Origin of the sequence: uncultured Maricaulis sp., assembly GCF_947259345.1 — a bacterium.
In the GTDB taxonomy this organism is placed as follows: domain Bacteria; phylum Pseudomonadota; class Alphaproteobacteria; order Caulobacterales; family Maricaulaceae; genus Maricaulis.
Genome location: NZ_CAMYLS010000024.1, coordinates 25,675 through 49,377, shown reverse-complemented (window position 1 = coordinate 49,377; position 23,703 = coordinate 25,675). Strand labels below are relative to the sequence as shown.

25 protein-coding genes are annotated in these 23,703 nt (G+C 63.8%); 17 read left to right on the top strand and 8 right to left on the bottom strand.

The window, feature by feature from the left end:
• Positions 1 to 128 precede the first annotated feature (128 nt).
• The 3 genes from Q0X62_RS11060 (at position 129) to Q0X62_RS11050 (ending at position 4,178) form a co-directional block, all read left to right on the top strand.
• Positions 129 to 1,649, top strand: coding sequence for a tetratricopeptide repeat protein (locus Q0X62_RS11060; protein WP_297735490.1), 1,521 nt, complete (start codon positions 129 to 131; stop codon positions 1,647 to 1,649).
• A 214-nt stretch (positions 1,650 to 1,863) separates the two neighbouring features.
• A complete protein-coding gene (locus Q0X62_RS11055) occupies positions 1,864 to 3,339 on the top strand; it encodes a hypothetical protein (RefSeq protein ID WP_297735488.1) in 1,476 nt (491 codons plus the stop codon).
• A gap of 221 nt (positions 3,340 to 3,560) precedes the next feature.
• Positions 3,561 to 4,178: an energy transducer TonB gene (locus tag Q0X62_RS11050; RefSeq protein WP_297735486.1), complete on the top strand. Its 618-nt coding sequence runs from the start codon at positions 3,561 to 3,563 to the stop codon at positions 4,176 to 4,178.
• Between the two features lie 236 nt (positions 4,179 to 4,414).
• Here the strand turns inward: Q0X62_RS11050 and Q0X62_RS11045 are convergent, their stop codons facing one another.
• From Q0X62_RS11045 to Q0X62_RS11035, 3 genes are read right to left on the bottom strand one after another with little or no spacing between them, the layout of a single operon-like run.
• On the bottom strand, positions 4,415 to 6,691 hold the full coding sequence (locus Q0X62_RS11045) for a S9 family peptidase (RefSeq protein WP_297735484.1): 2,277 nt from the start codon (positions 6,689 to 6,691) through the stop codon (positions 4,415 to 4,417).
• Between the two features lie 23 nt (positions 6,692 to 6,714).
• Entirely contained in the window at positions 6,715 to 7,122 is a 408-nt protein-coding gene (gene msrB, locus Q0X62_RS11040) for a peptide-methionine (R)-S-oxide reductase MsrB (RefSeq protein WP_297735481.1), read from the bottom strand.
• Positions 7,106 to 8,428, bottom strand: coding sequence for an MFS transporter (locus tag Q0X62_RS11035; RefSeq protein WP_297735478.1), 1,323 nt, complete (start codon positions 8,426 to 8,428; stop codon positions 7,106 to 7,108). Before Q0X62_RS11035 ends, msrB begins: the two co-directional genes overlap by 17 nt.
• A 128-nt stretch (positions 8,429 to 8,556) precedes the next feature.
• Here Q0X62_RS11035 and Q0X62_RS11030 point away from each other — a divergent pair, with 128 nt between their 5' ends.
• Positions 8,557 to 8,988, top strand: coding sequence for a DoxX family protein (locus tag Q0X62_RS11030; protein ID WP_297735475.1), 432 nt, complete (start codon positions 8,557 to 8,559; stop codon positions 8,986 to 8,988).
• 79 nt (positions 8,989 to 9,067) lie between these two features.
• Entirely contained in the window at positions 9,068 to 10,159 is a 1,092-nt protein-coding gene (locus Q0X62_RS11025; protein WP_297735472.1) for a DUF2336 domain-containing protein, read from the top strand.
• A gap of 178 nt (positions 10,160 to 10,337) precedes the next feature.
• On the opposite strand, the gene Q0X62_RS11020 is transcribed toward Q0X62_RS11025, so the two are convergent.
• Together Q0X62_RS11020 and Q0X62_RS11015 are read right to left on the bottom strand one after the other, a co-directional pair.
• Positions 10,338 to 11,123 carry a metallophosphoesterase gene (locus Q0X62_RS11020; RefSeq protein ID WP_297735469.1) on the bottom strand — a complete coding sequence of 262 codons (786 nt, stop codon included), beginning with the start codon at positions 11,121 to 11,123 and terminating at the stop codon, positions 10,338 to 10,340.
• Complete coding sequence (locus Q0X62_RS11015) at positions 11,120 to 12,028, bottom strand: diacylglycerol kinase family protein (RefSeq protein ID WP_297735466.1); 909 nt, start codon at positions 12,026 to 12,028, stop codon at positions 11,120 to 11,122. The genes Q0X62_RS11020 and Q0X62_RS11015 overlap by 4 nt, the downstream gene beginning before the upstream one ends.
• 170 nt (positions 12,029 to 12,198) lie before the next feature.
• On the opposite strand from Q0X62_RS11015, the gene Q0X62_RS11010 reads away from it, so the two are divergent.
• The 12 genes from Q0X62_RS11010 to Q0X62_RS10955 all read left to right on the top strand — a co-directional run bounded on the left by Q0X62_RS11010 (position 12,199) and on the right by Q0X62_RS10955 (position 21,239).
• Positions 12,199 to 12,705 carry a Na+/H+ antiporter subunit E gene (locus tag Q0X62_RS11010; RefSeq protein WP_297735463.1) on the top strand — a complete coding sequence of 169 codons (507 nt, stop codon included), beginning with the start codon at positions 12,199 to 12,201 and terminating at the stop codon, positions 12,703 to 12,705.
• A complete protein-coding gene (locus tag Q0X62_RS11005; RefSeq protein ID WP_297735460.1) occupies positions 12,705 to 13,022 on the top strand; it encodes a monovalent cation/H+ antiporter complex subunit F in 318 nt (105 codons plus the stop codon). The genes Q0X62_RS11010 and Q0X62_RS11005 overlap by 1 nt, the downstream gene beginning before the upstream one ends.
• Positions 13,019 to 13,390 carry a monovalent cation/H(+) antiporter subunit G gene (gene mnhG / locus Q0X62_RS11000; protein WP_297735457.1) on the top strand — a complete coding sequence of 124 codons (372 nt, stop codon included), beginning with the start codon at positions 13,019 to 13,021 and terminating at the stop codon, positions 13,388 to 13,390. The genes Q0X62_RS11005 and mnhG overlap by 4 nt, the downstream gene beginning before the upstream one ends.
• On the top strand, positions 13,387 to 13,956 hold the full coding sequence (locus Q0X62_RS10995) for a DUF4040 domain-containing protein (protein ID WP_297735455.1): 570 nt from the start codon (positions 13,387 to 13,389) through the stop codon (positions 13,954 to 13,956). Before mnhG ends, Q0X62_RS10995 begins: the two co-directional genes overlap by 4 nt.
• A 2-nt stretch (positions 13,957 to 13,958) precedes the next feature.
• Positions 13,959 to 14,417, top strand: a complete 459-nt coding sequence (locus Q0X62_RS10990; protein WP_297735453.1) for a Na(+)/H(+) antiporter subunit B — start codon at positions 13,959 to 13,961, stop codon at positions 14,415 to 14,417.
• Between the two features lie 2 nt (positions 14,418 to 14,419).
• Positions 14,420 to 14,935 carry a cation:proton antiporter subunit C gene (locus tag Q0X62_RS10985; RefSeq protein WP_297735450.1) on the top strand — a complete coding sequence of 172 codons (516 nt, stop codon included), beginning with the start codon at positions 14,420 to 14,422 and terminating at the stop codon, positions 14,933 to 14,935.
• Positions 14,935 to 16,458: a monovalent cation/H+ antiporter subunit D family protein gene (locus Q0X62_RS10980; RefSeq protein ID WP_297735448.1), complete on the top strand. Its 1,524-nt coding sequence runs from the start codon at positions 14,935 to 14,937 to the stop codon at positions 16,456 to 16,458. The genes Q0X62_RS10985 and Q0X62_RS10980 overlap by 1 nt, the downstream gene beginning before the upstream one ends.
• 4 nt (positions 16,459 to 16,462) lie before the next feature.
• Positions 16,463 to 17,944: a proton-conducting transporter membrane subunit gene (locus Q0X62_RS10975; RefSeq protein ID WP_297735446.1), complete on the top strand. Its 1,482-nt coding sequence runs from the start codon at positions 16,463 to 16,465 to the stop codon at positions 17,942 to 17,944.
• Complete coding sequence (locus tag Q0X62_RS10970) at positions 17,941 to 18,258, top strand: hypothetical protein (protein WP_297735445.1); 318 nt, start codon at positions 17,941 to 17,943, stop codon at positions 18,256 to 18,258. The genes Q0X62_RS10975 and Q0X62_RS10970 overlap by 4 nt, the downstream gene beginning before the upstream one ends.
• A complete protein-coding gene (locus tag Q0X62_RS10965) occupies positions 18,255 to 19,982 on the top strand; it encodes a Na(+)/H(+) antiporter subunit D (RefSeq protein ID WP_297735443.1) in 1,728 nt (575 codons plus the stop codon). The genes Q0X62_RS10970 and Q0X62_RS10965 overlap by 4 nt, the downstream gene beginning before the upstream one ends.
• A 160-nt stretch (positions 19,983 to 20,142) precedes the next feature.
• Positions 20,143 to 20,529 carry a helix-turn-helix domain-containing protein gene (locus Q0X62_RS10960; protein WP_297735441.1) on the top strand — a complete coding sequence of 129 codons (387 nt, stop codon included), beginning with the start codon at positions 20,143 to 20,145 and terminating at the stop codon, positions 20,527 to 20,529.
• Positions 20,526 to 21,239 carry a DUF6456 domain-containing protein gene (locus Q0X62_RS10955; RefSeq protein WP_297735438.1) on the top strand — a complete coding sequence of 238 codons (714 nt, stop codon included), beginning with the start codon at positions 20,526 to 20,528 and terminating at the stop codon, positions 21,237 to 21,239. The genes Q0X62_RS10960 and Q0X62_RS10955 overlap by 4 nt, the downstream gene beginning before the upstream one ends.
• Before the next feature lie 384 nt (positions 21,240 to 21,623).
• Here Q0X62_RS10955 and Q0X62_RS10950 read toward each other — a convergent pair whose 3' ends face one another.
• The 3 genes from Q0X62_RS10950 to Q0X62_RS10940 form a co-directional block, all read right to left on the bottom strand.
• The gene (locus Q0X62_RS10950) at positions 21,624 to 22,043 is read right to left on the bottom strand and encodes a SufE family protein (protein WP_297735435.1); all 420 of its coding nucleotides are present in this window, start codon (positions 22,041 to 22,043) and stop codon (positions 21,624 to 21,626) included.
• An 87-nt stretch (positions 22,044 to 22,130) separates the two neighbouring features.
• Positions 22,131 to 22,445 carry a hypothetical protein gene (locus Q0X62_RS10945; RefSeq protein WP_297735432.1) on the bottom strand — a complete coding sequence of 105 codons (315 nt, stop codon included), beginning with the start codon at positions 22,443 to 22,445 and terminating at the stop codon, positions 22,131 to 22,133.
• A 229-nt stretch (positions 22,446 to 22,674) separates the two neighbouring features.
• Positions 22,675 to 23,700, bottom strand: a complete 1,026-nt coding sequence (locus Q0X62_RS10940) for a hypothetical protein (protein ID WP_297735429.1) — start codon at positions 23,698 to 23,700, stop codon at positions 22,675 to 22,677.
• Positions 23,701 to 23,703 lie beyond the last annotated feature (3 nt).

Genomic DNA, 23,703 nt, shown 5'->3' with positions numbered 1-23,703 from the left:
GGCGGGCCTCCTTGGCCGGCCGCGCCGACACTAGCTGTCCGGGATGACTCAAGGACCAGCCCGGTTCGCATCCCGATAGTTTTTGGAAAGCCGGCCCGGGGAGTGGGGTCGGTATGAAGGAGCCATCGATGATCCGTTTCAACGGTTTCGATACCTCGGGCCTGTTGCGCTCTGTCGCGACCCTTGCCCTCGCCGTCTCCATGGTCGGGGTAACGCTGTCCGACGCCGATGCGCAGCGCCGGCGGAACAACAACCAGGAAGACTCCGAGCAGAACCAGGCTGAGCGGGTTTTCTCGGCGGCTATCGGTCAGATCGTGCTGGAAGCCCAGGAATTCCAGGCCAATGACCAGTTCGCGGAATCCATCACGGCGCTGAACCGCGCGCTCGGTAATGACAGTATCAACCCCTATGAGCGCATGATCTCGCTGCAGATGCGGGGTCGGGCCTATTACGAGCAGGATCAGGTGTCCCGCGCCATCCAGGACTGGGAAGCCGCGATCAATACCGGCGCGATGCTGCCCCAGGAAATTTCCGATCTGCGGATCAATATTGGCCAGCTTTATATCGCTGAAGGTCAATATGCCCAGGGCATCCAGTCGTTGGAAGCCGCGGTCGCCCAGCTGGGCGTCGATGCGCTCAACCCGCGCGTCATGCGGATGCTCGCCCAGGCCTATGCCCAGGCCGAGCGCTATCGTGACGGTGTCGTCTGGGCCGAGCGGTTCTGGAACGCCCAACCGGCGGGTGAACGCGTGCGCGGTGACTACTCGCTCATGCTCTTCTTCTATCAGCAGCTGGAGCGGGTTCCGGATCAGTTCCGTATCATCGAAGAGATGGTTCAGCGCTGGCCGACCGAGAAGAATAACTGGCGCTCCTACGCGTCCCTCCTGGCCCAGACCGGCCGCGAGCAGGATGCGTTTGAAGCCAACAAGATCATGTACATCAACGGCATGCTCACCGAGAGCCGTGAAGTGGTGGCGCTGGCCCAGTATTATTCCTTCTATGAATACCCCTATCGCGGCGCTGTCGTTCTGGAGCGAGAGCTCAACGCCGGTACCGTCGAGCGGACCCGGAACAATCTCAACCTTCTGGCCAATATGTGGCGCCAGTCGCGCGAGTGGGAACGGGCCACGCCAGTCCTGCGTCAGCTGGCGCAATTGTCGGGTGATGGCGATGACTATCTGAAACTGGCGGAAGCCCTGTTCCAGCGCCGTGAACTTGATGAAGCCGAGGCGGCCTTCACAGAAGCGCTGAACCGTGGCGGCCTCGACCGCCCGGGTGATGCGTGGACGTTGCTGGGCAATGTCCGGGCCGAGCTGGGCCGCGAAGAATCGGCGATCGCCGCCTTCCGCGAAGGCGCGCGCTATCCCTATTCGCGCCAGACGGCCAATGGCTGGGTGACCTTCCTCACCAACCGTCAGCGGGCGGCTCGCGAGCGGGTCCAGATCCGTGAGCGCGTCCGTCAGGACGAGTGCCGTTTCCTGGTCGGTGACCTGGTCGAAACCGGCACACTGCTGGGTGATATCGATGACACCGGCCGGATCGTGATCGAGGTTCCGGATCGCTGCTCTGATCTCTACAACCAGTATGGTGAAGAGCGCAGTGCAGTTGCCGAGGCCGAGGCCGCGGAGAACGGCGCCGACGCCGGCTGATCGCCGACTTCGACTGTGACACAGATTAACGCCCCGGCTGGTTCAGCCGGGGCGTTTTTCGTTGCTGGGCAGGATTTCTGTGCTCGTAGGGGTCGGATTCGCCCCAAAGACAACCTCAAATCGCCACATTCCCGCCGTCTTGGCCGCCGATGCTTTCATTACATGACGGTAATGCCGGGCTGGGGAGTTCGCGTCATGATTTGGGGAGACTATCATGGACAGGATCATCCATCCGGTGGGTACCGCCGGTCGCCGCCTCGTAGCCCTTGCTGCCCTGGCATTCAGCCTGGCCCTTGCCGCCGGGCTGGCGACCGCTCCGCCAGCCCGGGCCGCGCAAGCCCCAGATCGATCCGAAGGCACGATTTCACCGGCGATCGGAGAGCGTTTGCTGGAATTGCTGGAGCTGGAAGCGGGCGGCGCCTGGTCCGAGGTCGAGGCCGGTTATACACGCCTGATCAATGAGCGCGCGCTGTCGCCCTATGAGCGGGCCATCCTCCTGCGTCAGCGCGGACGCGCCCTCTACGAGCTGGATCGTCTTGATGCGGCGATCCGCGACTGGCGGGCGGTGATCGAGCTGGCGGTACTGCCGGAGGAGGATGCCAATGCTTTGCGGATCAATACCGGACAATTGCTGATGGCGGCCGAGGACTATCGTGGCGGCATCAATCTCATCGAGGCGGCGATCGATCGTGGTGTCCCGCTGAGCGTGGACCTGGCGATGCGCCTGGCCCAGGCCCATGGCCGTCTCGACGATCACAGCGGCGGCCTGCCCTATGCCCGCACGGCCTTCACGATGGCCGAGGCAGACGGTGGCGCGACGCGCGAGCATTTCTCCCTTCTGCTCTACTACTACCAGCAGCTCGAGCGCACGCCCGAACAGCTCGGCCTGATGGAGCAGATGGTGACCCGCTGGCCGACCGTGAAGGCCAACTGGACCAGTTATGCCGCCTTGCTGGCGCAGGTCGGACGCGAGACCGACGCCTTTGAGGTCAACCGGATCATGTATCTGAACGGCATGCTCAATTCGAGCCAGGAATTGGTGCGTCTGGCCCAATACTACTCCTATTACGACTACCCGTATGGCGGGGCCGTCATGCTTGAGCGTGAGCTCAATGCCGGGCGGGTCGATGCCGAGACCGAGAATCTGCAATTGCTGGCCAATCTCTGGCGTCATGCCCGCGAATGGGAGCGGGCCTTGCCCGTACTGGAACGGGTCGCCACCACATCGGGCGCCGGCCCGGACTATGAGGCCTATGGTGAGGCGCTCTATCAGGCCGGGAGTTTTCAGGAGGCTGACGCGGTTTTCGTCCAGGCCCTCAATCGGGGCGGCTTGTCGCGGCCGGGCGATATCTGGACCTATATCGGCAATGCCCGGATGGAGCTCGATCAACTCAATGGCGCCGAGCGGGCCTTCCTGCGGGCTCTGGACTGGGAGTATTCCCGCGCCGGCGCCCAGGGCTGGCTGGAATTCATCAGCTCGAAGCGCCGAATTCTGAGCGCTGCCGAGGAGCTGGAACGCCTGACCGGGATCGAGACCTGCGAGCTGGCAATTGCCAGAGCCCGCCAAACCGTCGTGCGCTCCGAGGACGAGTTTGACAGCACGGGGCAGCGTCTCATCGAGCAGCCCGCCGAGTGCGCGCAATGGTTCGACGTCTATGGCAACCGTCTGCCGGACCCGGAGCGGACCTGAGGGGCGCCCGGACAACTCCCCGCAATCGCCCCAATTGACCGCGATTGCGCCCCGCTTTTGCCGCGCCCGGTGGCGAGGCTGATTGTGCGGCCTGACCTCGTGTTGTGGGGCGGGTCGCACCGGCCAACCCGGCGCCGGTGACCGGTGCCGGGCCCCTGGCCGGATTGTGGGGCATTCCTCTGTGAGGCCATGCAGAACTCGCCCGTGGGGAGGCTTGTTCAATGACAGCCATAATCCAGAACTTGCGTACACCGATGGTCCTGCCGGTCGCGGCGACCATTACCGTCGGCCTTTTCCTGATGATGCGGCAGATGATCGACGTGCCATTCGTGGCACCGGACGAGGTGGTTGAGATGCCACCCATCGAGATCCGTTTCGATGTCGTCGAGACTGACCCGGATCGAACACCGGAACCGGAATTCGTTCCGGTCGACATCCCGCCGCCCATGCCGGTCCCGAATACACCGCGCTCGGCAGCCCCGGACATGTCCGGGATGGGCGACAATTATGCGCTCCCGCCGGTAGAGCCCTCCGTGATTTCGGCGACGGGTGGCCTGGTTTCACCGGACCGGTCACCGATTCCGATCGTGCGGATCGAGCCGGTCTATCCGGCCCGGGAAGCCTCGCGCGGCAATTCCGGCAGTTGTACGGTGATCTTCGACATCACCCCGCAGGGCACGACGACCAATATCCGCCCGATGACCTGTGACAGCCGGGCCTTCGAACAGGCCACGATGAACGCGGTCAGCCGCTGGCGTTACAACCCGCAGGTCCAGGATGGCGAACCCATCCTCTTCCGCGGCGCCACGACCCGGCTCGACTATCGTCTGGACGGGTAAGCGTGGGGTGTGGGGTGGTTTTGATATGCCGCTCCACACTCGCCTTTGTCATCCCTGATGGAGGCCCGGCGAAGGCCGGGCGAAAGTCAGGGACCTAGATGTTTGACCCGTTAGGTCCCCGCCCTGCAGCCCGCCTGCGCGGGCTATCCGGCGGGGATGACAAATGTTTGGGTTGGTGCGCAGAAAAAAAAGCCCGGGCCTTGACCCGGGCTTTTCCTGTTCGTTCGAAGATGTCGCTACTCCGCGGCGATGGCCTCGACCTCTTCGTCGGCGAGGCCGACCGTCATCAGGGCGAAGGCCCAGTTGAGAGCGGTTTCGCGCAGGCTGTCGAAGCGGCCGGAGGCGCCGCCATGGCCGGCCCCCATATTCATCTTCAGCAGGGTCAGGCCGTCATCAGTCCGGCGATCACGCAGGCGGGCGACGAATTTGGTCGGCTCCCAATAGGTGACCCGCGGATCGGTGAGACCACCCGTTGCCAGGACGTGGGGATAGTCCATTTCCTGGATCTGGTCATAGGGCGAGTATTCGATCATCGTCTGATAATCTTCCGCGCTCTCGATCGGATTGCCCCATTCCGGCCATTCCGGCGGGGTCAGCGGCAATTCCGGGTCCGACATGGTGTTGATCACGTCGACGAAGGGAACGGCCGCAATGGCCCCGGCAAACAGGTCGGGCTGGAGATTGATCGCGGCTCCGACGAGCAGGCCACCGGCCGACCCGCCATAGGCGACGATCTGGCCGCGCGAGGTATAGCCCAGCTCGGCCAGGGCTTCGCCGGACGAGACGAAATCACGGAACGTGTTGATCTTGTTTTCCAGCTTGCCGTCCAGATACCACTGATAGCCATTGGCCATGCCGCCGCGGATATGGGCGGTGGCATAGACCATGCCGCGATCAACCAGCGAGAGCGGGGTGACGCGGAAGGCGGCCGGGATGGTGATGCCGTAAGAGCCATAGCCATAAAGCATCAGCGGCGCGCTGCCATCGATCGGCGTGTCGCGGTGATGCAGGATGGTGACCGGGATCTGCGCCCCGTCATGACCTTCGGCCATGATGCGGCGAACGACATAATCCTCCGGATTGTGCCCGGACGGCACTTCCTGGCGTTTCAGCAGCGTGCGTTCGCGGCTGCGCAGATTGTAGTCATAGGTCTCTTCCGGCGTGGACGGGCTCTCATAGGAGAAGCGCAGCACATCGGTTGCGAATTCGTAACCGGCCGAGGCGCCCAGCGAATAGGCCTCCTCGTCGAAATCGATATTGTATTCCTCGCCCGTCGCGTAGTCGCGCACGACGATGCGGGGCAGGGCGTTCTCGCGTTCGACGCGGACCTGCCAGTCGGCAAAGCCGATGACGCCATTGATCAGCGTGCCGGGACGATGGGGGATGAAGTCTTCCCAGTTTTCCCGGCCCGGATTGTCGAGCGGGGCCGACATGATCTTGAAGTCGACGGCGCCGTCCAGATTGGTCCGGAAATAGAAACGGTCCGAGGCCTCGGTGAGATAGTATTCGACATCCTCTTCGCGGGCCGCGATCAGGGCCGGCTCGGCGGCCGGGTCATTGGCGTCGAGCAGGCGGATCTCATTGGAGGTGTGGCCGCCGGCATTGATGACGATGTGATTATTATTGTCGCTCAGGCCGACCGAGACAAAATAGCCGTCATCGGGCTCTTCATAGATCAGCTCGGAAGCGCCGCCACTGGCCGGTTGGCGATAGACGCGCTTGGAGCGGCCATTATCGTCACGCCAGACCCAGTAGAGGGTGGCGCTGTCATTGGCCCAGGTGAAATCGCCCGAGCTTTCATCGGTCAGGGTTGCGACGATGGCGCCGGTGGCGACGTCCTTGACCCGGATCTCGTAATATTCCGAACCGCGCACATCGACGCCGAAGGCGACATAGCGGTGGTCCGGGGAGTGTTCCATGGTGGAGAAGTCGAGATAGTCGAAATCAGCCGCCTCGGCGTCACCATCAACGAGGATTTCCTCCTCGCCGACCATTTCACCGGTTTCCGGATCGACGGCGCGGCGTGAGAAGACCGGATACTGGCCGCCTTCGCGATAGCGCGTGAAATAGGCGTAGTCGCCATCGCGCTCGGGGACGGAGCTGTCATCTTCCTTGATGCGGCCGCGGATCTCCTGGAAGATTCGCTCCTGCAGCGCCTCGGTCGGCGCCATGACAGAGTCGAGATAGGCGTTTTCCGCGTCGAGGAGCTCACGGACATCGCTGTCCAGAACCTCCGGCTCGCGCATCACTTGCTGCCAGTTTTCGTCCTTGATCCACTGATACTCGTCGACCCGGGTGAAGCCGACCTGTTCGATCGTCACCGGACGCTGTTCGGCGCGCGGGGCTTCCAGGCCCTGGGCGCGGGTGATCAGGGCGCCGTGCGTGTCGACGGTGGTGGTCGTGGTCGTGGCGGCCGGATTGTCGGACGTCATATCAGTCTCCTGGCTGCAGGCGACGAGTGCGAGACCGGCAAGTCCCACGCCCATCCGCCTGGCAAGCGGCAAATAACGCATGTGTATCCCCTCATGAATGTCGCTTAGTTCTCGCCGTGCTCGGGCTTAAAGTCCAGCACACCGCCATTGGTGCAATAGCGCTGGCCGGTCGGCTGCGGACCGTCCGGGAAAACATGGCCGAGATGGGCGCCGCAATTGGCGCAATGAATCTCGGTTCTGGGCAGGCGTAGTTGGTAATCCGTCTTGGTCTCGACATTGTCGCCGGCCAGCGGTTCCCAGAAGGAGGGCCAGCCGGAGCCGCTGTCATACTTGGCGCTGGCGGCGAAAAGCGGCACCTCGCAGACCTTGCAGTGATAGGTGCCGTCACGCTTTTCCGCGTTGAAGGGATGGGTGAAAGCGCGTTCCGTGCCTTCCTCGAAGGCGATGGCATAGGTGTGGGGGTCGAGTTTGGCCTTCAGGGCCTCGATTTCGGCATCACTCAGTTTCGGCATCCTGGCGCTCCGGCTCGGTGTTGCGGTTCGGGCCGGCAAGCGTATGCGCCGACCCGCGTCTGACCGACAATATGGGGGTTGTCAGGCAGATGACCACCAGGACGAGGCCCAGACCGATCATTGGAATCAGTGCCGACAGGTTGGGGCCGAGCTGTCCGACCACAATCCCCATCAGGACGGCGCCCGCGGGCATGCCGCCGAACAGGCCCAGCTGATAAACCGACATGACCCGCGCCAGCTTGTCCGGCGGAGCCTGTTCCTGAACCACGGAGCGGGACAGGGAAATGGCGACGCCGGCGCCCAGGCCCCAACCGAAGACCAGCAGGTAGAGCGACCAGAAGGGCAGATGGAAATAGAAGGCGCCGGTGGCCATGACCGTCACCGCCTGAGCGAGGATGAGGGCGCGGCCCGGTTTCTCGATATGGCCGAATTTCACCAGGGCGACATTGGCGACCAGCGCGCCGACCCAGAAGGCGACCATCAGCGAGGCGATCTCCGGGAAGCCGCCGCCATAGCTTTCGCGGATGATGAGCGGGATCAGGACCAGGAAGGCGCCGCCGACGACCAGAACGCCCAGCGCGATCATGATCAGCGTCATCGGCATCAGGATGGGGGAGGTGAAGACGGCTTTCACGCCATCGGCCAGATCGGCCATCGGATGGGCGGTGGACGTGTCGCGCTTGGAGCCCAGGCGCGGCAGGAAGGCGGCCGAAATACCGCCAATGCACAGACCGGCCGCCTGCATCAGAAAAAGGGCGCCGGGCCCGGTATAGGCCGCGAAATAGCCCACAGCCATGCCGGCGATCTGGGCCCCGAACTGGACTGCCGAGGCCATCACCACGGCGCGCTGCAACTCGATCCCGCCATGGCGGGTGCGCGCCGAGATGCGGACCACCGGATTGATCGCACTGTCGCGCGCCGGCATCACGAAACCGCCCGCCACGCCGATCAGCAGCGCAAAGCCCACCATGACCCAATAGGTCAGATGATCGGTCAGCAGCATCAGGCCGAGGGCTCCCGCCGAGAGCCCGGCGAAAATGTAGAAATAGAAGACGATACCGCGCCGGTCCTTGCGTTCGGCCAGCACGCCGGCGAAAGGCAGGAGCAGCATCATCGGTGCCGTCAGCGCCGCCTGGGCCAGACCCAGCCGCTCCGGGCTTTCCTGCAGGGTGAAGGTGATGACGCCGGGAAAGAGGGTGGTCTGCAGGCCGAAGCCGAAGAACCAGCCGGCAACGAGAACCAGATAGGCGCCGAAGGGCGGCATGCGCAGCTTGCGATTGCCGGCGAGGGGACGAAAAACGGGCAAGGTGTGATCAGGTCTCGTGCGGACGGGAGGGGATCGGCTTTGTGAACCGGTGTGATTTGTATTGCGCCTTGTCTAGCAACATGTTGGCTGTAAGCAAATCTGTCCTGTCCAGAAATGAGTCGCGCATCATGACTTTCATCAAACCGGGCCTCGCCCTGCTCCTCGCCGCCTTCATGATCTTCATGGGGATCCAGAAATTCGGTGGTGCCAATCCGGTCTTCAGCCATATCGCGGCGGAATCGGGCCTGGAATTCTTCGAGCCGCAGGTGCGCTTGCTGACCGGTGTACTGGAAATGCTCGCTGCTCTCCTGCTGGCCGTGGGCGTATTCCTCAAGCGTTTCGAGGGGCTTGGCGCTCTGCTATCGCTTGGCGTGATCGGCGGTGCGATTGTCTTCCACTTCTCGCCCTGGCTCGGCATCAACGCGCCCGTCGCCTTCGCCGAGGGCGGTGGCTATGTCTATTCGCCCATGCTGTTCGGCATGGCGGTGGTCTTCGGCACGCTTTCGGCGGTGCTGGTCTGGATGGACAAGGACAAGCTGCCGGTCGTCGGCAAAGCCTGACATGCAAGGTTTCCGCCCTACCTTTCATTAACGCGCAGGCCTCATCCTGTGGGTCAGACCGGATCTGACAGGCCTTACCATGGCGAATGCCGAACCCTTTGAGCTCAGCGAGCCCGTCACGCCGCGCACCCGTGCCATCCTGGCCAAGCGGCTGGCGGATATTGTCGGCTTGCCATCCAGCCGCATCACCCCGCGTGAGCGCTGGATTGTCGGCGATTTGCTGTTTGACGTGATCCGGGCCAGCGATATCGATCTGCGCAAGCGTTGCGCGAAACGCCTCTCGGCCCTGTCTGACGCACCGCACAGGCTGTTGCGCACGCTCGCCTGCGATGATTACGAGGTCGCCGAACCGATCCTGGAAGACTGCCAGGCTCTGTCTGATTTCGACATGATGGAAGTGGCCCGCGTCGGCAGGTTGCAGCACCGTCTCGCCCTGGCCAAGCGCGAGAACCTGTCCGCGACCGTGTCTGCCGCGCTGGCGGCCGGCGGGGAAATTCCGGTGATCGAACGCTTGCTGCGCAACAAGACCGCGCTTCTGGCCATGCCCACGGTCGACCATCTGGTCGGCATGGCGGCCGAGGAGACCGGTCTGGCGCATCTCCTGATTCGCCGCGAGGAGATGCGGCCAGCCCAGGCTTTCCGCCTGTTCTGGGCCTGCGAGCACATGGATCGCTACCAGATTCTCGAACGCTTCGCGGTCGACCGGACGATTTTGATCGATGCCTCGGAAGACATCTTCCCGATGGCCGCGGCGGAGGAATGGTCTGACCCGATGGTGACGCGTATCCTGCGCTATATTGATCGACGCCAGCGCAATCGCGAGGCGGCCGAGCTGAGCCCCTATGGGTCGCTGGAAGGCACGCTTGAGGCGATGTCGATGGATGGCGCCCTGCCGGAAATCATCTCGGAAATCTCGACTCTGGCCAATGTCGATCGCCGACTCGTGGCGCAGATGGCCGATGATATGGCGGGCGAACCGATCGCGATCCTGTGCAAGGCGACGGGCATGAAATGGCCGAGCTTCGAGCATTTCTGGCGCGGCCTTGGCCGTCCCCTGACCAGCGAACCGGTCGAGCAGGCCCGCAAGGTCTATGACAGTCTCTCGGTCGAAAAGGCCCAGACCGTGTTGCGCTACTGGAATCTGTCCATGGAAGACAAGGGCGGGAAATAGGGGCGGCGGTGGGTCCTTCCCCTTGATGGGGAAGGTGGCGCGGCGCATCGCGCCGCGTCGGAAGGGGTGAGACGCGTCAGCGTTCCAATGCCGGCCGCCCATCACCCACTCCGTCTCGCCGCTGGCGCGTCGATCCACCTCGCCCATCAAGGGCGAGGACCTGGTGCCAGGCCTCCGCCTACCTCTTCCCCCGCTCAAGCTCCCAGATCCGCCCGGCGCCAAACCGGCCCGCTTCATCGCTTTCCTGGCGGGTCAGCCGAAAGCCGTCCTCCTCGATCTCGATCAGGTTGAAGCTGGCAGATTCCTGCCGCGTGCGGCGGGAGAAAGTGGTGCCGGTGCCGATGAACCAACAGGTCTGTTTGGTGTCGGGTGAGGGCAGGACGAAGGTTTCGTGCAGATGGCCGGTGAGCACCAGATCGCAGGCGGCTGACAGCCGTTTGGCGGTCTCGGGACCATTGCGGGTGGCGGCGCGCGGATCGGACGGGTCGGGGGCGATGAGGGGATGGTGGCAGGCCAGCACCCGTGCGCGCGACCCGGCCTGCTTGAAGCAGGACAGGGCCTGATCGACATCGCGCCGGGCGGCGCGTCCCAGCGACCAGTCCGGCCGCCATTGTGCGCGCCTTGCGGTGTGAAGCGTGGAAACCTGCACGGCGTCACTCGACCAGTCCGGGCGTATTATCCGTCCCAGGGTGCGGTCATAGCGCCGCCAAGGCCGAAGGGCCCGCTCCAGCGGAGAGTAGACCGGGACATCATGATTACCGGGGCGCCCGACGACCGGCCGGTCAATTCGGGCGAACATGGCGTCGGCGGCGCGCAATTCGCGCCAGCGGGCGGCCTGGGTGAAATCACCGGCGGCGATGATCAGCTCGGGCGCCAGCGCCGCGCAGGCGCGTTCGAAACCGGCCACCAGCTCGGGATCTTCGGCGCCGAAATGCAAATCGGCAATGTGGATGAGACGGGTCATGCGAGCGGTTTCAGGACGGTGACAGGCGCGGTCCGGCGCGACAGTTGCGCCTCGCGGCCCAGGGTGATCGGTTCGCCATCAATCATGGCGGCGAGCGGTTTGCGCGAGCGGATATCCGCTTGCGAGAAGGCGAGCGGGCGGGTTCGGGCATCAGGATTGTCGTTGCGGGTCAGTGTGTCGACAGGTGCCGCGGCGAGATCGCCGATATGACGCCAGCGTGTGAGGACGGCGGTGAAGTCGCCCTTGGCCTCGTCAGTGTCGCCGGCCTGCGGGACCGGGCTGAAGGTTTCGTGTAGCGGGTCGGTCGCCAGGGTGACATAGAGGCCGGAGGCGCGGCCCGGCACTTCCTCTCCGTCGAAACGGCAATGCAGGCGCGGCCGGAAGGACTGGCCCAGGGACGCCACGGCATTGCGAAGCGCGCTGGTCAATGGATGGCGCCGGCCCTCGTCGCGCAGGGTCTCTCGGGCCCTGGCCAGGGCGGTGGGAAATCCGATGGCGGCGGCGATCAGGAAGAGGTGTCCGTTGAGATCGCCCGCGACCAGATCATGACGCTCGAACTGGTCGACCTCATCGAGAAGAGCCTTGGCATCGCGGTCGCCATAAAGGGCGCGCGGCAGGAGATTGGCGGTACCCAGCGGCAGTGGCAGGAGGGGGAGGGGGCATCGGGCATCGACCGCAGCGGCCGTGACCGCCCGGATTGTTCCGTCCCCGCCGGCAATGGCGAGGGCGTCCACCGCGTCGATATCGATGGCGGTCAGGGCTTTCGCCGCATCGTCCTCCAATCGCTCCACCTGACATACGGCGTCATGCGCCGTAAGGGCGTCCAGCAGCGGCGCGCCCTCACGGGCGAGCGTGCCGCCGCGCGGATTGATGATGATGGCCAGGCGAAGCATCGGCCCCTGCATGTCTGCTTGCCCTTGAAGGTGGGGCGATTGAGCCGCGGCGTCCAGTGTGGCCCCCAAACACAAATATCCCTACTGCGAGTGCGTCTGCATCTGACCGGTCGCTTTATCTGGTCAAGACTCGTCTGAGAAGCTAATTACCGGGCATAAGCGTTATCGCGCGGGGAGTTTCCATGTTCTATGGCATCAGCCTGACCGCCATTCTGGTGGCGCTCTGGCTCACCTTGTCCGGACCCTTCACCCTGTCGGGCGACTACCCGATCGTCATGGGTCTGGGTGTTATCAGCATCATCGTGACGGTGGTCCTGACCTACCGCATGCGCATTGTCGACCGGCAGACCGTTCCGGTCGGGCCGGCGATTCCGCTCTTCGCCTATTGGGGCTGGCTGGGTGGCGAGATCGTCAAGTCGAATCTGGCCGTGCTGCGCCTGATCATGAAGCCGGAAATAGAAGTCGAACCGCGGCTGGTGCGCGTGGCCGCTGAACAGCGCTCGGAGCTGGGCCTGTGTGTCTTCGCCAATTCGATCACGCTGACGCCGGGCACGGTGACCGTGGATGTCGAGGATGACGGCTTCCTCGTCCACGCCCTGGACAATTCCTTCACCGACCCGGCCGGTTTCGCGGAAATGGGGGCGCGGTCCGACACCGCCTCTGACGGCAAGAAGACGGGAGACCGCTGATGACCTTCCTGACTTTCCTGGTCGCGATCGGCATGGCCGTGGCGATGGCCATCATGCTGGCGCGCCTGTTCGCCGGGCCGACCCTCTATGACCGGGTGCTCGCGGCCAATTCCTTCGGCACCAAGACGGTGCTCTTCCTGCTGGTCTTTTCCGCCCTGGTCGGGCGCCAGGATGCCATCGATATCGCGCTTCTCTATGCCTTGATCAATTTCGTCGCCACCATCGCGATCCTGAAATTCTTCCGCTACCGCTCGCTGGAAATCGCCCTGGCCCAGATGTCCCTGCGCAAGGCCCTGGACGGGGAGTATGAGAAATGAGCGCTGCCGAGATCTTCCAGTATGCGCGCGACGCTTTTTCGATCGGGGCCATGGCCGTCGGCCTGGTCTTCGTGATCGCCGGCGCCACAGGTGTCATGCGTCTGCCCGATTTCTACACCCGCATGCATGCGGCCGGCGTGACCGACACGCTCGGTGCCGAGCTGATCATTCTGGGCCTGATCGCCCAGGCCGGTGACTGGCAGACCGCGGCCAAGCTGGCCCTGGTCGGCCTTCTGCTCTTCCTGACCAGCCCGACCGCGACCCATGCCATCGCCAATGCCGCGCACCGCGCCGGCCAGAAGCCGGACCTGTCGCACTTCAAGCCGAAACACCCGGCCGATGCCGGTTCGTCGGAGGGGCAAAAATGAACCATGCCGATCTGACGCAGTACCTGGACTATCTGCTGATCGCGATGCTGCTCGCGGTTGGCTTCGCCATTGTCCGCCTGCGCAATCTCTTCGCCGTGGTGATGCTGACCGGGGTTTATTCCCTGCTCTGCGCCGCCTGGTTCGTGTCACTGGACGCGGTCGATGTGGCCTTCACCGAAGCCGCGGTGGGCGCCGGTATTTCCACTGTGCTTATGCTGGGCGCCATGCTGCTCACCGCCCGCGAGAGCGAGCCGGCCGGGGCCGGGCGTCACTGGGCCGCTTTCGGCGTGGTCGCCGCGGCCGGTGCGGCGCTCTTCTTCGCCATTCCGGACATGCCCGTCTATGGCGATCCGGAGAGCCCGGCCAATGCCTATGTCGGACGCGACTATCTCGAACAGGTGCCGCACGACATCTCGATCCCGAATGTCGTCACCGCGGTGCTGTCCAGCTATCGCGGCTTTGATACGCTGGGCGAGGTTGTGGTGGTCTTCTCCGCCGCGCTCGGCGTGATGCTGCTGCTGGGCTTCGGGACCGGCGCGCGCCGCCGTGAAGAGGGGGAGGATTGACCATGTCTCCGCATCTGATCCTGCAAGTTGTCGCCAAGCTTTTGATCCCGTTGATCGTGATCTTCGGCTTTTATGTGCAATTCCATGGCGAGTACGGCCCGGGCGGCGGCTTCCAGGCCGGTGTCATCATCGCTGTCGCCGTGATCCTCTACGCGCTGATCTTCGGTATCGAGGCGGCCCGGCGCACTGTGCCGCCGGTCGTGGTCCGCTTCGGCGCCGCGCTGGGCGTCCTGATCTTCGCCGGTGTCGGTGTCGCGACCCTGTTCATGAACGGGGCCGGTGAGCCGCTCAATTACCTCGATTATGACGCCCTGCATCCGGACCAGGGCCACCATACCGGCCAGCATTACGGCATCATCCTGATCGAGATCGGCGTGCTGACGACGGTCTCCTCGGTGATGCTGGCGATTTTCTATGCCTTTGCCGGCCGCGTGCCGGACATCCCGGACGAGGAGTGGTAGCGATGCTGGAAATCCTCGCAGAACGCTTCAACTACATCCCGATCATCATCCTGATGATGATCGGCCTCTATGTGGTGATCGCGACGGGCAATCTGGTCAAGCGACTGGTCGGCCTGTCGATCTTCCAGACCTCGGTCTTCCTGCTCTACATCACCATCGGCAAGGTGTTCGGCGGCGCGCCGCCCATCCTTGAGGACTACAAGGCCGATGATGGTTACGGCCATGGCGGTGAGGGCGAGGCCTATGGCGCCGCGGAGGCCGGTCATGCCGCCGAGACGGCTGCCGGTCATGGCGCCGATCAGGCCGCGCCGGCTGCCGACGCGGCTCATCAGGCGGCCGAGGTCCTGTACTCCAATCCGCTGCCCCATGTTCTCATCCTGACCGCGATTGTGGTCGGTGTGGCGACGCTGGCGGTCGGCCTGGCGCTGGTTGTGCGCATCCGCGAAGCCTATGGCACGATCGAGGATGATGCGCTCAACACCGCCGATTACTCGCTTGAATCCGGGAGCGCCGAATAATGCAGTTTCTGGCTGACTTCCTGCCGGCCGGCATCGCCATGCACGCCCCGGCCCTGATTGTCGTCATTCCGCTGATCACGGCGGCCCTGGCGGCCTTGATGCCGAATGGACGTGTCGCCTGGATCGTGGCTCTGATCACGGCCGCGGCTGTCGCGCTGTTGTCCCTGAACCTGCTCGGGCAGGTGATGAATGAAGGCGTGATTTCCTACCATATGGGTGGCTGGGCGCCGCCGCTGGGGATTGAGTATCGGGTCGACATGCTCAATGTCGCCCTCTTGCTCCTGGTCGGCTTTGTCGGCCTGCTATGCGTCTTCTACGCCCTGCCCAGCGTTGCCGACGAGATCGCCGAGAACAAGCAGGCGCTCTTCTATTCCGCCTTCCTGGTCTGCTTTGCCGGCCTGCTCGGTGTGACCATTACCGGCGACGCCTTCAACGTCTTCGTCTTTCTCGAAATCTCCTCGATCTCGACCTATGTCCTCATCGCGATGGGGGCCGGCAAGGATCGGCGGGCGCTGACGGCCAGCTATAATTATCTGATCCTCGGCACGATCGGCGCGACCTTCTTCGTTATCGGTGTCGGCTTCCTCTATATGGCCACCGGCACGCTCAACATGGCCGACATGGCGGCCATCCTGGAGGCCAACGGCCATAACCGGGTGAGCCAGGCGGCCTTCGCCTTCATCGTGGTCGGTCTGGGCCTGAAAGCGGCGATGTTCCCGCTGCATGTCTGGCTGCCCAATGCCTATGCCTTCGCGCCGAATTTTGTCACCGCCTTCCTCGCCTCGACGGCAACCAAGGTGGCCTTCTACGCGCTGATCCGATTCCTTTTCTCGGTCTTCCACCCGGATGTCAGCTTTGTCGAAATGTCCTTCGTCTGGCTGTTCGCCGTGGTCGGGACGATCGCCATGGTGGTGGCCTCGCTGCAGGCGGTCTTCCAGACCGATGCGCGGCGCCTGCTGGCTTATTCCTCGGTCGCCCAGGTCGGCTATATGATGCTGGGACTGGGCATGGGCACGGCGTCCGGCCTGTCCGCCGGTCTCCTGCACCTGATGAACCACGCCCTGATGAAGGGCGCGCTCTTCATGGCCCTGGGGGCCTTCGCGCTGAATTTCGGTGTGCGCCGGATCAAGGACCTCGCCGGAATGGGCAAGACCATGCCGGCCTCGGCCATGGCCTTCACCATTGCCGGCCTGTCCCTGGTCGGGGTGCCGCTGACCGTCGGCTTCACCTCGAAATGGTATCTTGTCACCGCGGCGCTTGAGCGCGGCTGGTGGTGGGCCGTGGCGGCCCTGATGCTGTCCTCGCTGCTGGCCCTGGCCTATGTCGCGCGGCTGTTGTCGGCGATCTGGATGGACAGTCCGCCAACCCATCATGGCGAGCTGACCCAGCGTCGTCTCGCGCCCTGGATGGTGCTGGTCCCGATGTCGATCCTGGCCCTGGCCAATATCTATTTCTTCTTCCACGCCGACCCGCTGGTCTGGCTGGCCCGCTCCGCGGCCGAGGCCGTGATGGGAGGATCCTGATCTGATGTGGACGCCTGAACTCTCCCTCGCCCTTGCACTCGCCATCCCGGCGATCGGCGGCGTCTTCGTGGCGCTGCTCGGCTCGCGCCCCAATCTGCGCGAAGCCGCGACCCTGATCGCTGCCGTCCTGCTGGCGCTCAATGTGGCCTATCTGGTGGAGGTGGCGCAGGGCCATCCGACGCTGAACCTGGCGACGCTGGCCCCCGGTCTGCACCTGGTCTTCAAGCTGGAACCGCTCGGCGCCGTCTTTGCCGCCGTGGCCTCGGGCCTGTGGATCGTCAATTCGCTGTATTCGATCGGATATATGCGCGGCAATAACGAGAAGAACCAGACCCGTTTCTATGTCTGTTTCTGTATCGCCATTGCCGGTGCGATGGGTGTCGCCCTGTCCGGCAATCTCCTGACCATGTTCCTCTTTTACGAGGTTCTGACCCTGTCGACCTATCCGCTGGTCACGCACAAGGGCGATGCCAAGGCCAAGCGGGGCGGGGCGATCTATCTCTCCATCCTTCTGGGCACCTCGATCGGTCTTCTGCTGCCGGCGGTTATCGCCACGCATTTCCTCGCCGGCTCGACCGATTTCATCGCCGGTGGTTTGCTCGCGGTGAACGAGATCACCCCGGCAATCTCCAGCGTTCTTCTGGTGCTGTTCGCCTTCGGTATCGGCAAGGCGGCCCTGATGCCGGTCCATCCCTGGCTGCCCAATGCCATGGTCGCGCCAACCCCGGTCTCGGCCCTGCTGCACGCCGTGGCCGTGGTGAAGGCGGGCGTCTTCGCCATGCTCAAGGTCGGTACCTATATCTTCGGACCGGCGCTGATCGCGATTACTCCGGCCGCCGATGCGCTGGCCTGGATTGCCGGCATCTCCATCGTGTTGGCCTCGGTGGTCGCCATGACCAAGGACAATCTCAAGGCCCGGCTGGCCTTCTCCACCGTCTCCCAGCTCTCCTATGTGACGCTGGGCGTGATGCTCGGCTCGCCGCTGGCCATGCTGGGCGGGGCGTTGCAGATCGTCATGCACGCCTGGGGCAAGATTACTCTCTTCATGAGCGCCGGTGCGATCTATACCGCGACCGGCAAGACCGAGATCTCGCAGATGAATGGTCTGGGCCGCTACATGCCCTGGCTGTTCGGTGCCTATACGGTTGGTGCGCTGTCGATCATCGGCCTGCCGCCGCTGGGTGGATCCTGGCCGAAACTCTTCCTGCTCCAGGGCGCCTGGGATAGCGGGCAGGCCTGGTTGATGGTGGCGCTGATTGCCTCCTCCATCCTCAATGTCGCCTATCTCCTGCCGCTCTCGGCGCGCGGTTTCTTCTCGCCGCCGGAAGAGGCGAAGCTGAAGAAACAACCGCCCATGCTGGTCATCCTGCCGCCGGTCATCACGGCGCTGGGCGTGGTTGTGCTCTTCTTCCTCATCGGCCCGCTGCGCGATTATCTCGCGCCGGTCTTTCTGTCGTCGACCCTTGCTGCGGAGGCCGCACTGTGAGCGATCCTAACGGCAAACATGATGAACTCATCCACCCGGCTGCCCGACCCTTTTTGTGGCTCGACGCGCCGTGGCTGAAATCCTCGATGATCTGGATTTTCCTGGTGGCGACACTGGGCCTGGTCGCCGTCGATTTTTTCCATCACCGCCATGAATATGTCGAGCTGGCCGAATTCTACGGCTTCTATGCCATGTGGGGCTTCGGCGCCTTCGTGCTGGCCGTGATGATCGGCTGGTGGGTGATCCGCGGCCTTCTGGGTCGTGAGGAGGATTACTGGGACGGTGACAGTACGGACGAGGAGGGCCAGTCATGATCGAGGCCCTCTACGACGTCTCCCCGGCCTGGCCGGTCATCATTGCCGGCCTGCTGGCGGCGGCTTTCCCCATGCATTATGTGCGCAAGGGTCTGGCCCTGATTGCGCCGGTGCTGGCGGTCTTCCTGTGGTTCAATGCGCCTTCGGGCGATCATCTCGGCGGGATTATCGAGCTGGGTGGTTTCACGCTTGAGACTTTCCGCTTTGACGGCCTGTCACGGATCTGGGGCCTGATCTTCATCATCGCCGCCTTCATCAATGCGCTCTACGGCCTGCATGAGAAGGACCGCCTCGCTGATGCTTCCGGTCTGATCTATGCCGGTGCCGGCCTCGGCGCCGTCTTTGCCGGTGATCTCCTCTCGCTCTTCTTCTTCTGGGAGCTGACCGCGATTTCCTCGGTCTTCCTGATCTGGGGCGCCCGCAACAATGCCGCCTACAAGGCGGGCCTGCGCTATCTGGCCATCCATGTCCTGTCCGGCGTGCTCCTGCTCACCGGTGCCGTGATCCGGGCCAGCGAGACCGGCAGCTGGGCCTTCGACGAGACCCTGTCCATCGAAACACTGGGCGGCTTCCTGATCTTCATCGCCTTCGGGATCAAATGCGCCTTCCCCTTCCTGCACAACTGGCTGCAGGATGCCTATCCCAAGGCGACGATCACCGGTGCGGTCGTGCTTTCGGCCTTCACCACCAAGCTGGCCGTCTACGCCCTGGCGCGCGGCTATGCCGGGACCGAGCAACTGATCTGGATCGGCGCCGTGATGACGGCCTTCCCGGTCTTCTTCGCCGTGGTCGAGAATGACCTGCGCAAAGTCCTGTCCTATTCGCTGAACAACCAGCTGGGCTTCATGGTCGTGGGCATCGGTGTCGGTACCGAGCTGGCGATCAATGGCGCCGCGGCGCACGCCTTCGTCCACATTATCTACAAGGCGCTCCTCTTCATGAGTATGGGCGCGGTCCTGCTGCGTGTGGGCACGGTCAAGGCGTCCGAGCTGGGCGGCTTGTTCAAGTCGATGCCGGCGACGACCATTTTCTGCCTGATCGGGGCGGCTTCGATCTCCGCCTTCCCGCTCTTCTCCGGTTTTGTTGCCAAGGCGCTGACCCTGGCGGCCGTGGCCCAGGAAGGTCATTGGGTCGTCTGGCTGGTCCTGGTCTTTGCCTCGGCCGGTGTGCTGGAGCATTCGGGCATCAAGATCCCGTATTTCGCCTTCTTCAGTCATGACCGTGGCCACCGCGTCCGCGAGGCGCCGGTCAACATGTTGATGGCGATGGGGATTGCCTCCCTGATCTGCATCTATGTCGGGATCAATTACGGTGTGCTCTACGAGCTCGTTCCCTTCCCGGAGGCGGCGCTGCACTACGAGCCTTACACCTTTGACCATATCGTCGGGCAGATGCAGCTCTTGCTGGGTGCCATGTTCGCCTTCGCCTTCCTGGTGCGGATGAAATGGTATCCGGACGAGAAGCGGGGCGTGAATCTGGACACGGACTGGGTCTATCGCCGCTTCCTGGCCAACACGCTCAATTGGGGCCATGCCATGTTCGGCCGTCTCTGGGCCTCGATCACCAATCTGGTGAGCGGTGTGCGGAGCCGGACGGGCGGAAAACTCTTCGAGGTTTTCAGTCCTATTGGCGCTTTGAGCCGGGATATCCCCAGTGGATTGCTTGCGATCTGGACCAGCGCGCTTTTGGCTATTGTCCTGCTGATCGCCTATCTCTCCCCATAAGTCTCAAAGGCTTGTGACAGATCGGAGGGCGCAACCCGTACAGGTTGCGCCCTCTTTCTTTGCACTAAAAATAGGAATATTATCCCCACCTGGGTGTAGCCATCTTAGCATCACGTCAGTCGCGGCCATCGGGGCGCCGCGTCAGAACGGGAGTGCACGGATGAGCCGTATCATGTGCAAACTGGAAGAGGATGTCGCCCGGGCGCGTCTGGCCCAGAGCGCCGTCGCGTATGCCTTCGGCGTGTCGCAACGCGAGCTGGAGGCGCCGACCCGACGCTCACGGGAGGCCGCGCTGGCGCGCCAGGTGGCGATGTATCTCGCCCATGTCGCCTTCGAATTGCCGCTGAGCCGGGTCGCTCTCGCCTTCGGGCGGGACCGATCAACAGCCGCCCATGCCTGTCACCGCATCGAAGACCGTCGCGATGACAGCGCCTTTGACGATTATATGGACGCGCTGGAGGCGGCCTTGCGCACCGCGCCACGCCTGAGCGGGCTTCAGCGCCTGGCCGGGCTGGAGCGGTTCGACCGCCCGGAGCATCTGACATGAGCGCGCCGCGCTGGATGCGGGCGCTGGCAAGGCCGGACGCCCGGCTCGTCCCACCCGGTGATGTCGAGGCCCGCGCTGTCGTGCTACCGGGCGGCGATCGCCGCCGTCGTCCCACCGCCCGGATTTCGCCGGCCCGCTTTGACGAAGCCATGCAATGCGGCTGGCTGGCCCGGCGCGAAAACGGCCTGGTCCTGTCCGCCAACGGGCAGGCCGCGTTGAAGGCGGGCACGCGCGGCGAGGAGCCGGATCCCGCGTCCCGCCATCGCGAGATGGAGGCACGGCCGGTGATGGATCGGGACGGACAGGTGAGAACAGCGAGGGCCAATCGTCGCGAGGGGCCGCTCGGGCCCTGGCTGGACGGCCTTGAGCCGCATCAACGCCAGGCCGGCGAGCGCTTCATCACCGATTATCACACGTCGACCCTGATGAGCCCGGTCACCCGAAACTGGTCCCCCACCGCCCAGCGCCGCGCTGAAGGCCATCGCAAGGGCCCGGAGGATGCCGCCTTGAGCGCCATCGCCGCCAAGGAGCGCGTCCTGGATGCCCAGGACAAGCTCGGCCCGGCTTTCGCCAGCGTCATCGACGCCGCCCTGGTGCGCGAGGAAAGCGCCGCCGCCCTGGAACGCCGTTTCGGCTGGGCGGCGCGGTCAGGCCGGACCGTGCTGGGTCTGGCACTGACCCGCCTGGCGGAGATTTATCGGCTAGTTTGAGAGGGGCCGCTTCACCAACCTTTGTCATCCCCGCCGGATGGCCTGCGAAGGCAGGCCGCAGAGCGGGGACCTAACTGCTCGAACACCTAGGTCCCTGACTTGCGCCCGGCCTGCGCCGGGCATCCATCAGGGATGACAAGCGTAGAAGTGAAGCGGGCTCGTGCGCTGCCCACCAAACTATTTTTCCCGGACGCAGACCCGGGACCAAGGAAACTGTCCGGCAAGCGAAGAGTCCCCCGGTAGGTCCCGGATTGCGCCAGGGCGAGCCCGGGAAAACCGGATACGGCCTGCTGGCTGACAAGCGATGTATGGATCGATGCGAGGCGAGCCTCGCAGGCAGGACGCAGATCAGGGATGACAAGCGGCTCAGTGGCCCAGACCCCGCTAAAGCGCCTCCGCTTCACCTCGGATCCGGCCGATCATCGAGGCTAGGCCGTTCGAGCGTTGCGGGGAGAGGTGTTCGGACAGGCCGATGCGGGCCAGGACGTCGCGGGCGTCGACGGAGAGGATTTCCTTACCCGTGCGGCCGGAATACAAGCGCACCATCAGGGCGGCGAGGCCGCGCACGATATGGGCGTCGCTGTCAGCGCGGAAGGTGAGGGTGTTGCCGGCGGTCTCGGTGACCAGCCAAACCTGGCTGACGCATCCCTTGACCCGGTTGTCTTCTGTGCGCTCGGCTTCCGGCATGTCGGGCAGGGCCTTGCCCATGTCGATGAGATAGCGATAGCGCTGTTCCCAATCGTCCAGGAAGTCGAACTCGTCGACGAGTTCGTCAATTTCGGTATGGATATCTTGTGCCGTCATGTCAGCGCCGAGGTAGTGCGGGCGAGGCGGCGAGGCAAGCCGTCAATGCGGTTTGCGGTCAGTTGAGCGCGGTGTGCGAGTGAACAATCAGGACTTCGCGCGGGCCGGTGTTGGCGTGGATGTCGGTGCGCTTGCGGCAGTCTGGCGTTCCTGGTGGTCCTCGATCGCGGCCCCGATCCGGGTCATGGCCATCTCGCCGAGGAAGCTGCCCAGACGGGCGGCCTCTTCACCGGCTTCACAGATCACTTCGTTTTCGGCGCACCACTCCGAGACCTTGCCGGATGCATCGATCCGGGTCTCGGCCGTATTGAAAGGCAGGTCCATCGCTTCGCCCGCAAAATCCTGCGGAACGAAGAAACTGACCACTGCCAGCCAAAACGCGGCACGCAGCAAAAACATCATGTTCGACCTCATCAATGACCGAAACCGGGTGTACCGGTCTCAATGCAGGATTGAGGCTAGGGAAAATAATCAGCAATAGCTAGCAAATGCGCGGTTTACCGGAAATGGTGTGCAAATTCGGTGCGCCGTTTTTGTGTAAAATTGTCAGCAAATTCGATCTTGTCTCTGATCGGCACACGCTTCGTTAACAAATCGCCGATTTCGGGCAATCAGAACGATCAAATTTGACTCAATTCGCACTGCTCGCGAGGCAGCGGCTGACGTCCATGAGGGCGTGTTCGGCGATACAGAAGCTGTCCTCATACATGAAATGGCCCGCGGCAACGCATTGCTGCAGGTCCAGACGCACCCAGGCCAGGCAGCGTTCGACCACCGGATCGGTGAGCAGCGCCTCGACCAATTCGTCGGTCCGGTCGGGGTCATTGCCGGTCAGCGATTGCAGGGCGGCGACCGAGAGAATGCGACCGATCCGGTCACGATCCGGATCCGGAGCGGCTTCGCCGACGGTCAGGGTGAGTTGCGGTGCCACAGACGAGGCAAGCGACGGCGGCGAGTCGTAATGATCGAACAGGGCCGAGGCCGGCAGGCCGTTATCGAGGCCGTTGGCCAGGGTCATCATGACTTCGTCGGAAAGATCGATCGGCTCGCGGCCCATGATGGAGAGCTCGGCCAGGCGGTCGGTGCGGTCACCATGGCTGCGATTGGCCCAGCGTTCGCCCTGCAGGTCATAGGCGGCGGCCCGATACCGCTGCGAGACCTCGAGGATTTCCGCATTGTCGCGGGCCAGCGCTTCGACGACTGACTCCTGCGCATCCTCAGACGAGGCGAAACTGGTGGCATAGGTCGGATCATACATCAGGCCGCTCATCGCGGCTTCCGGACCGTAATAGTCGGCCAGTTCGCGAACCTCATCGATATATTCGGGATGGCGCGCCGCGATGATGGCAGCATAGGCAATCCAGGCGCGGACCAGGCGTTCCTCGCCATAGAAGGCGGTGAGGCGGTTCATCGCTTCGTCGAGATCCTCGCCGGACCCGATCGGGGCCGAGTGGAGATCCGAGATGACACCGTGATAGGCGGCATACTCACCGGCGGACCGTTCGACCAGTGTGGGTTCAGGCGGAGCCAGTTGCAGAACCGGCGCGGCGGGAGTGGTGTCGGTCGTGGCCGGCGGCTGCTCCGAGGCGCCGCTTTCCTGAAGCGTCAGACTCAGGCTCATGCTCAGCGCGCCTATGGCGAGGAGAGTCGTCAACATTAG

Coding starts and splice junctions, on each gene's coding strand:
- Q0X62_RS11060 (WP_297735490.1), top strand. CDS start 129: ATGATCCGTTTCAACGGTTTCGATACCTCGGGCCTGTTGCGCTCTGTC.
- Q0X62_RS11055 (WP_297735488.1), top strand. CDS start 1,864: ATGGACAGGATCATCCATCCGGTGGGTACCGCCGGTCGCCGCCTCGTA.
- Q0X62_RS11050 (WP_297735486.1), top strand. CDS start 3,561: ATGACAGCCATAATCCAGAACTTGCGTACACCGATGGTCCTGCCGGTC.
- Q0X62_RS11045 (WP_297735484.1), bottom strand. CDS start 6,691: ATGCGTTATTTGCCGCTTGCCAGGCGGATGGGCGTGGGACTTGCCGGT.
- msrB (WP_297735481.1), bottom strand. CDS start 7,122: ATGCCGAAACTGAGTGATGCCGAAATCGAGGCCCTGAAGGCCAAACTC.
- Q0X62_RS11030 (WP_297735475.1), top strand. CDS start 8,557: ATGACTTTCATCAAACCGGGCCTCGCCCTGCTCCTCGCCGCCTTCATG.
- Q0X62_RS11025 (WP_297735472.1), top strand. CDS start 9,068: ATGGCGAATGCCGAACCCTTTGAGCTCAGCGAGCCCGTCACGCCGCGC.
- Q0X62_RS11020 (WP_297735469.1), bottom strand. CDS start 11,123: ATGACCCGTCTCATCCACATTGCCGATTTGCATTTCGGCGCCGAAGAT.
- Q0X62_RS11015 (WP_297735466.1), bottom strand. CDS start 12,028: ATGCAGGGGCCGATGCTTCGCCTGGCCATCATCATCAATCCGCGCGGC.
- Q0X62_RS11010 (WP_297735463.1), top strand. CDS start 12,199: ATGTTCTATGGCATCAGCCTGACCGCCATTCTGGTGGCGCTCTGGCTC.
- Q0X62_RS11005 (WP_297735460.1), top strand. CDS start 12,705: ATGACCTTCCTGACTTTCCTGGTCGCGATCGGCATGGCCGTGGCGATG.
- mnhG (WP_297735457.1), top strand. CDS start 13,019: ATGAGCGCTGCCGAGATCTTCCAGTATGCGCGCGACGCTTTTTCGATC.
- Q0X62_RS10995 (WP_297735455.1), top strand. CDS start 13,387: ATGAACCATGCCGATCTGACGCAGTACCTGGACTATCTGCTGATCGCG.
- Q0X62_RS10990 (WP_297735453.1), top strand. CDS start 13,959: ATGTCTCCGCATCTGATCCTGCAAGTTGTCGCCAAGCTTTTGATCCCG.
- Q0X62_RS10985 (WP_297735450.1), top strand. CDS start 14,420: ATGCTGGAAATCCTCGCAGAACGCTTCAACTACATCCCGATCATCATC.
- Q0X62_RS10980 (WP_297735448.1), top strand. CDS start 14,935: ATGCAGTTTCTGGCTGACTTCCTGCCGGCCGGCATCGCCATGCACGCC.
- Q0X62_RS10975 (WP_297735446.1), top strand. CDS start 16,463: ATGTGGACGCCTGAACTCTCCCTCGCCCTTGCACTCGCCATCCCGGCG.
- Q0X62_RS10965 (WP_297735443.1), top strand. CDS start 18,255: ATGATCGAGGCCCTCTACGACGTCTCCCCGGCCTGGCCGGTCATCATT.
- Q0X62_RS10960 (WP_297735441.1), top strand. CDS start 20,143: ATGAGCCGTATCATGTGCAAACTGGAAGAGGATGTCGCCCGGGCGCGT.
- Q0X62_RS10955 (WP_297735438.1), top strand. CDS start 20,526: ATGAGCGCGCCGCGCTGGATGCGGGCGCTGGCAAGGCCGGACGCCCGG.
- Q0X62_RS10950 (WP_297735435.1), bottom strand. CDS start 22,043: ATGACGGCACAAGATATCCATACCGAAATTGACGAACTCGTCGACGAG.
- Q0X62_RS10945 (WP_297735432.1), bottom strand. CDS start 22,445: ATGATGTTTTTGCTGCGTGCCGCGTTTTGGCTGGCAGTGGTCAGTTTC.
- Q0X62_RS10940 (WP_297735429.1), bottom strand. CDS start 23,700: ATGTTGACGACTCTCCTCGCCATAGGCGCGCTGAGCATGAGCCTGAGT.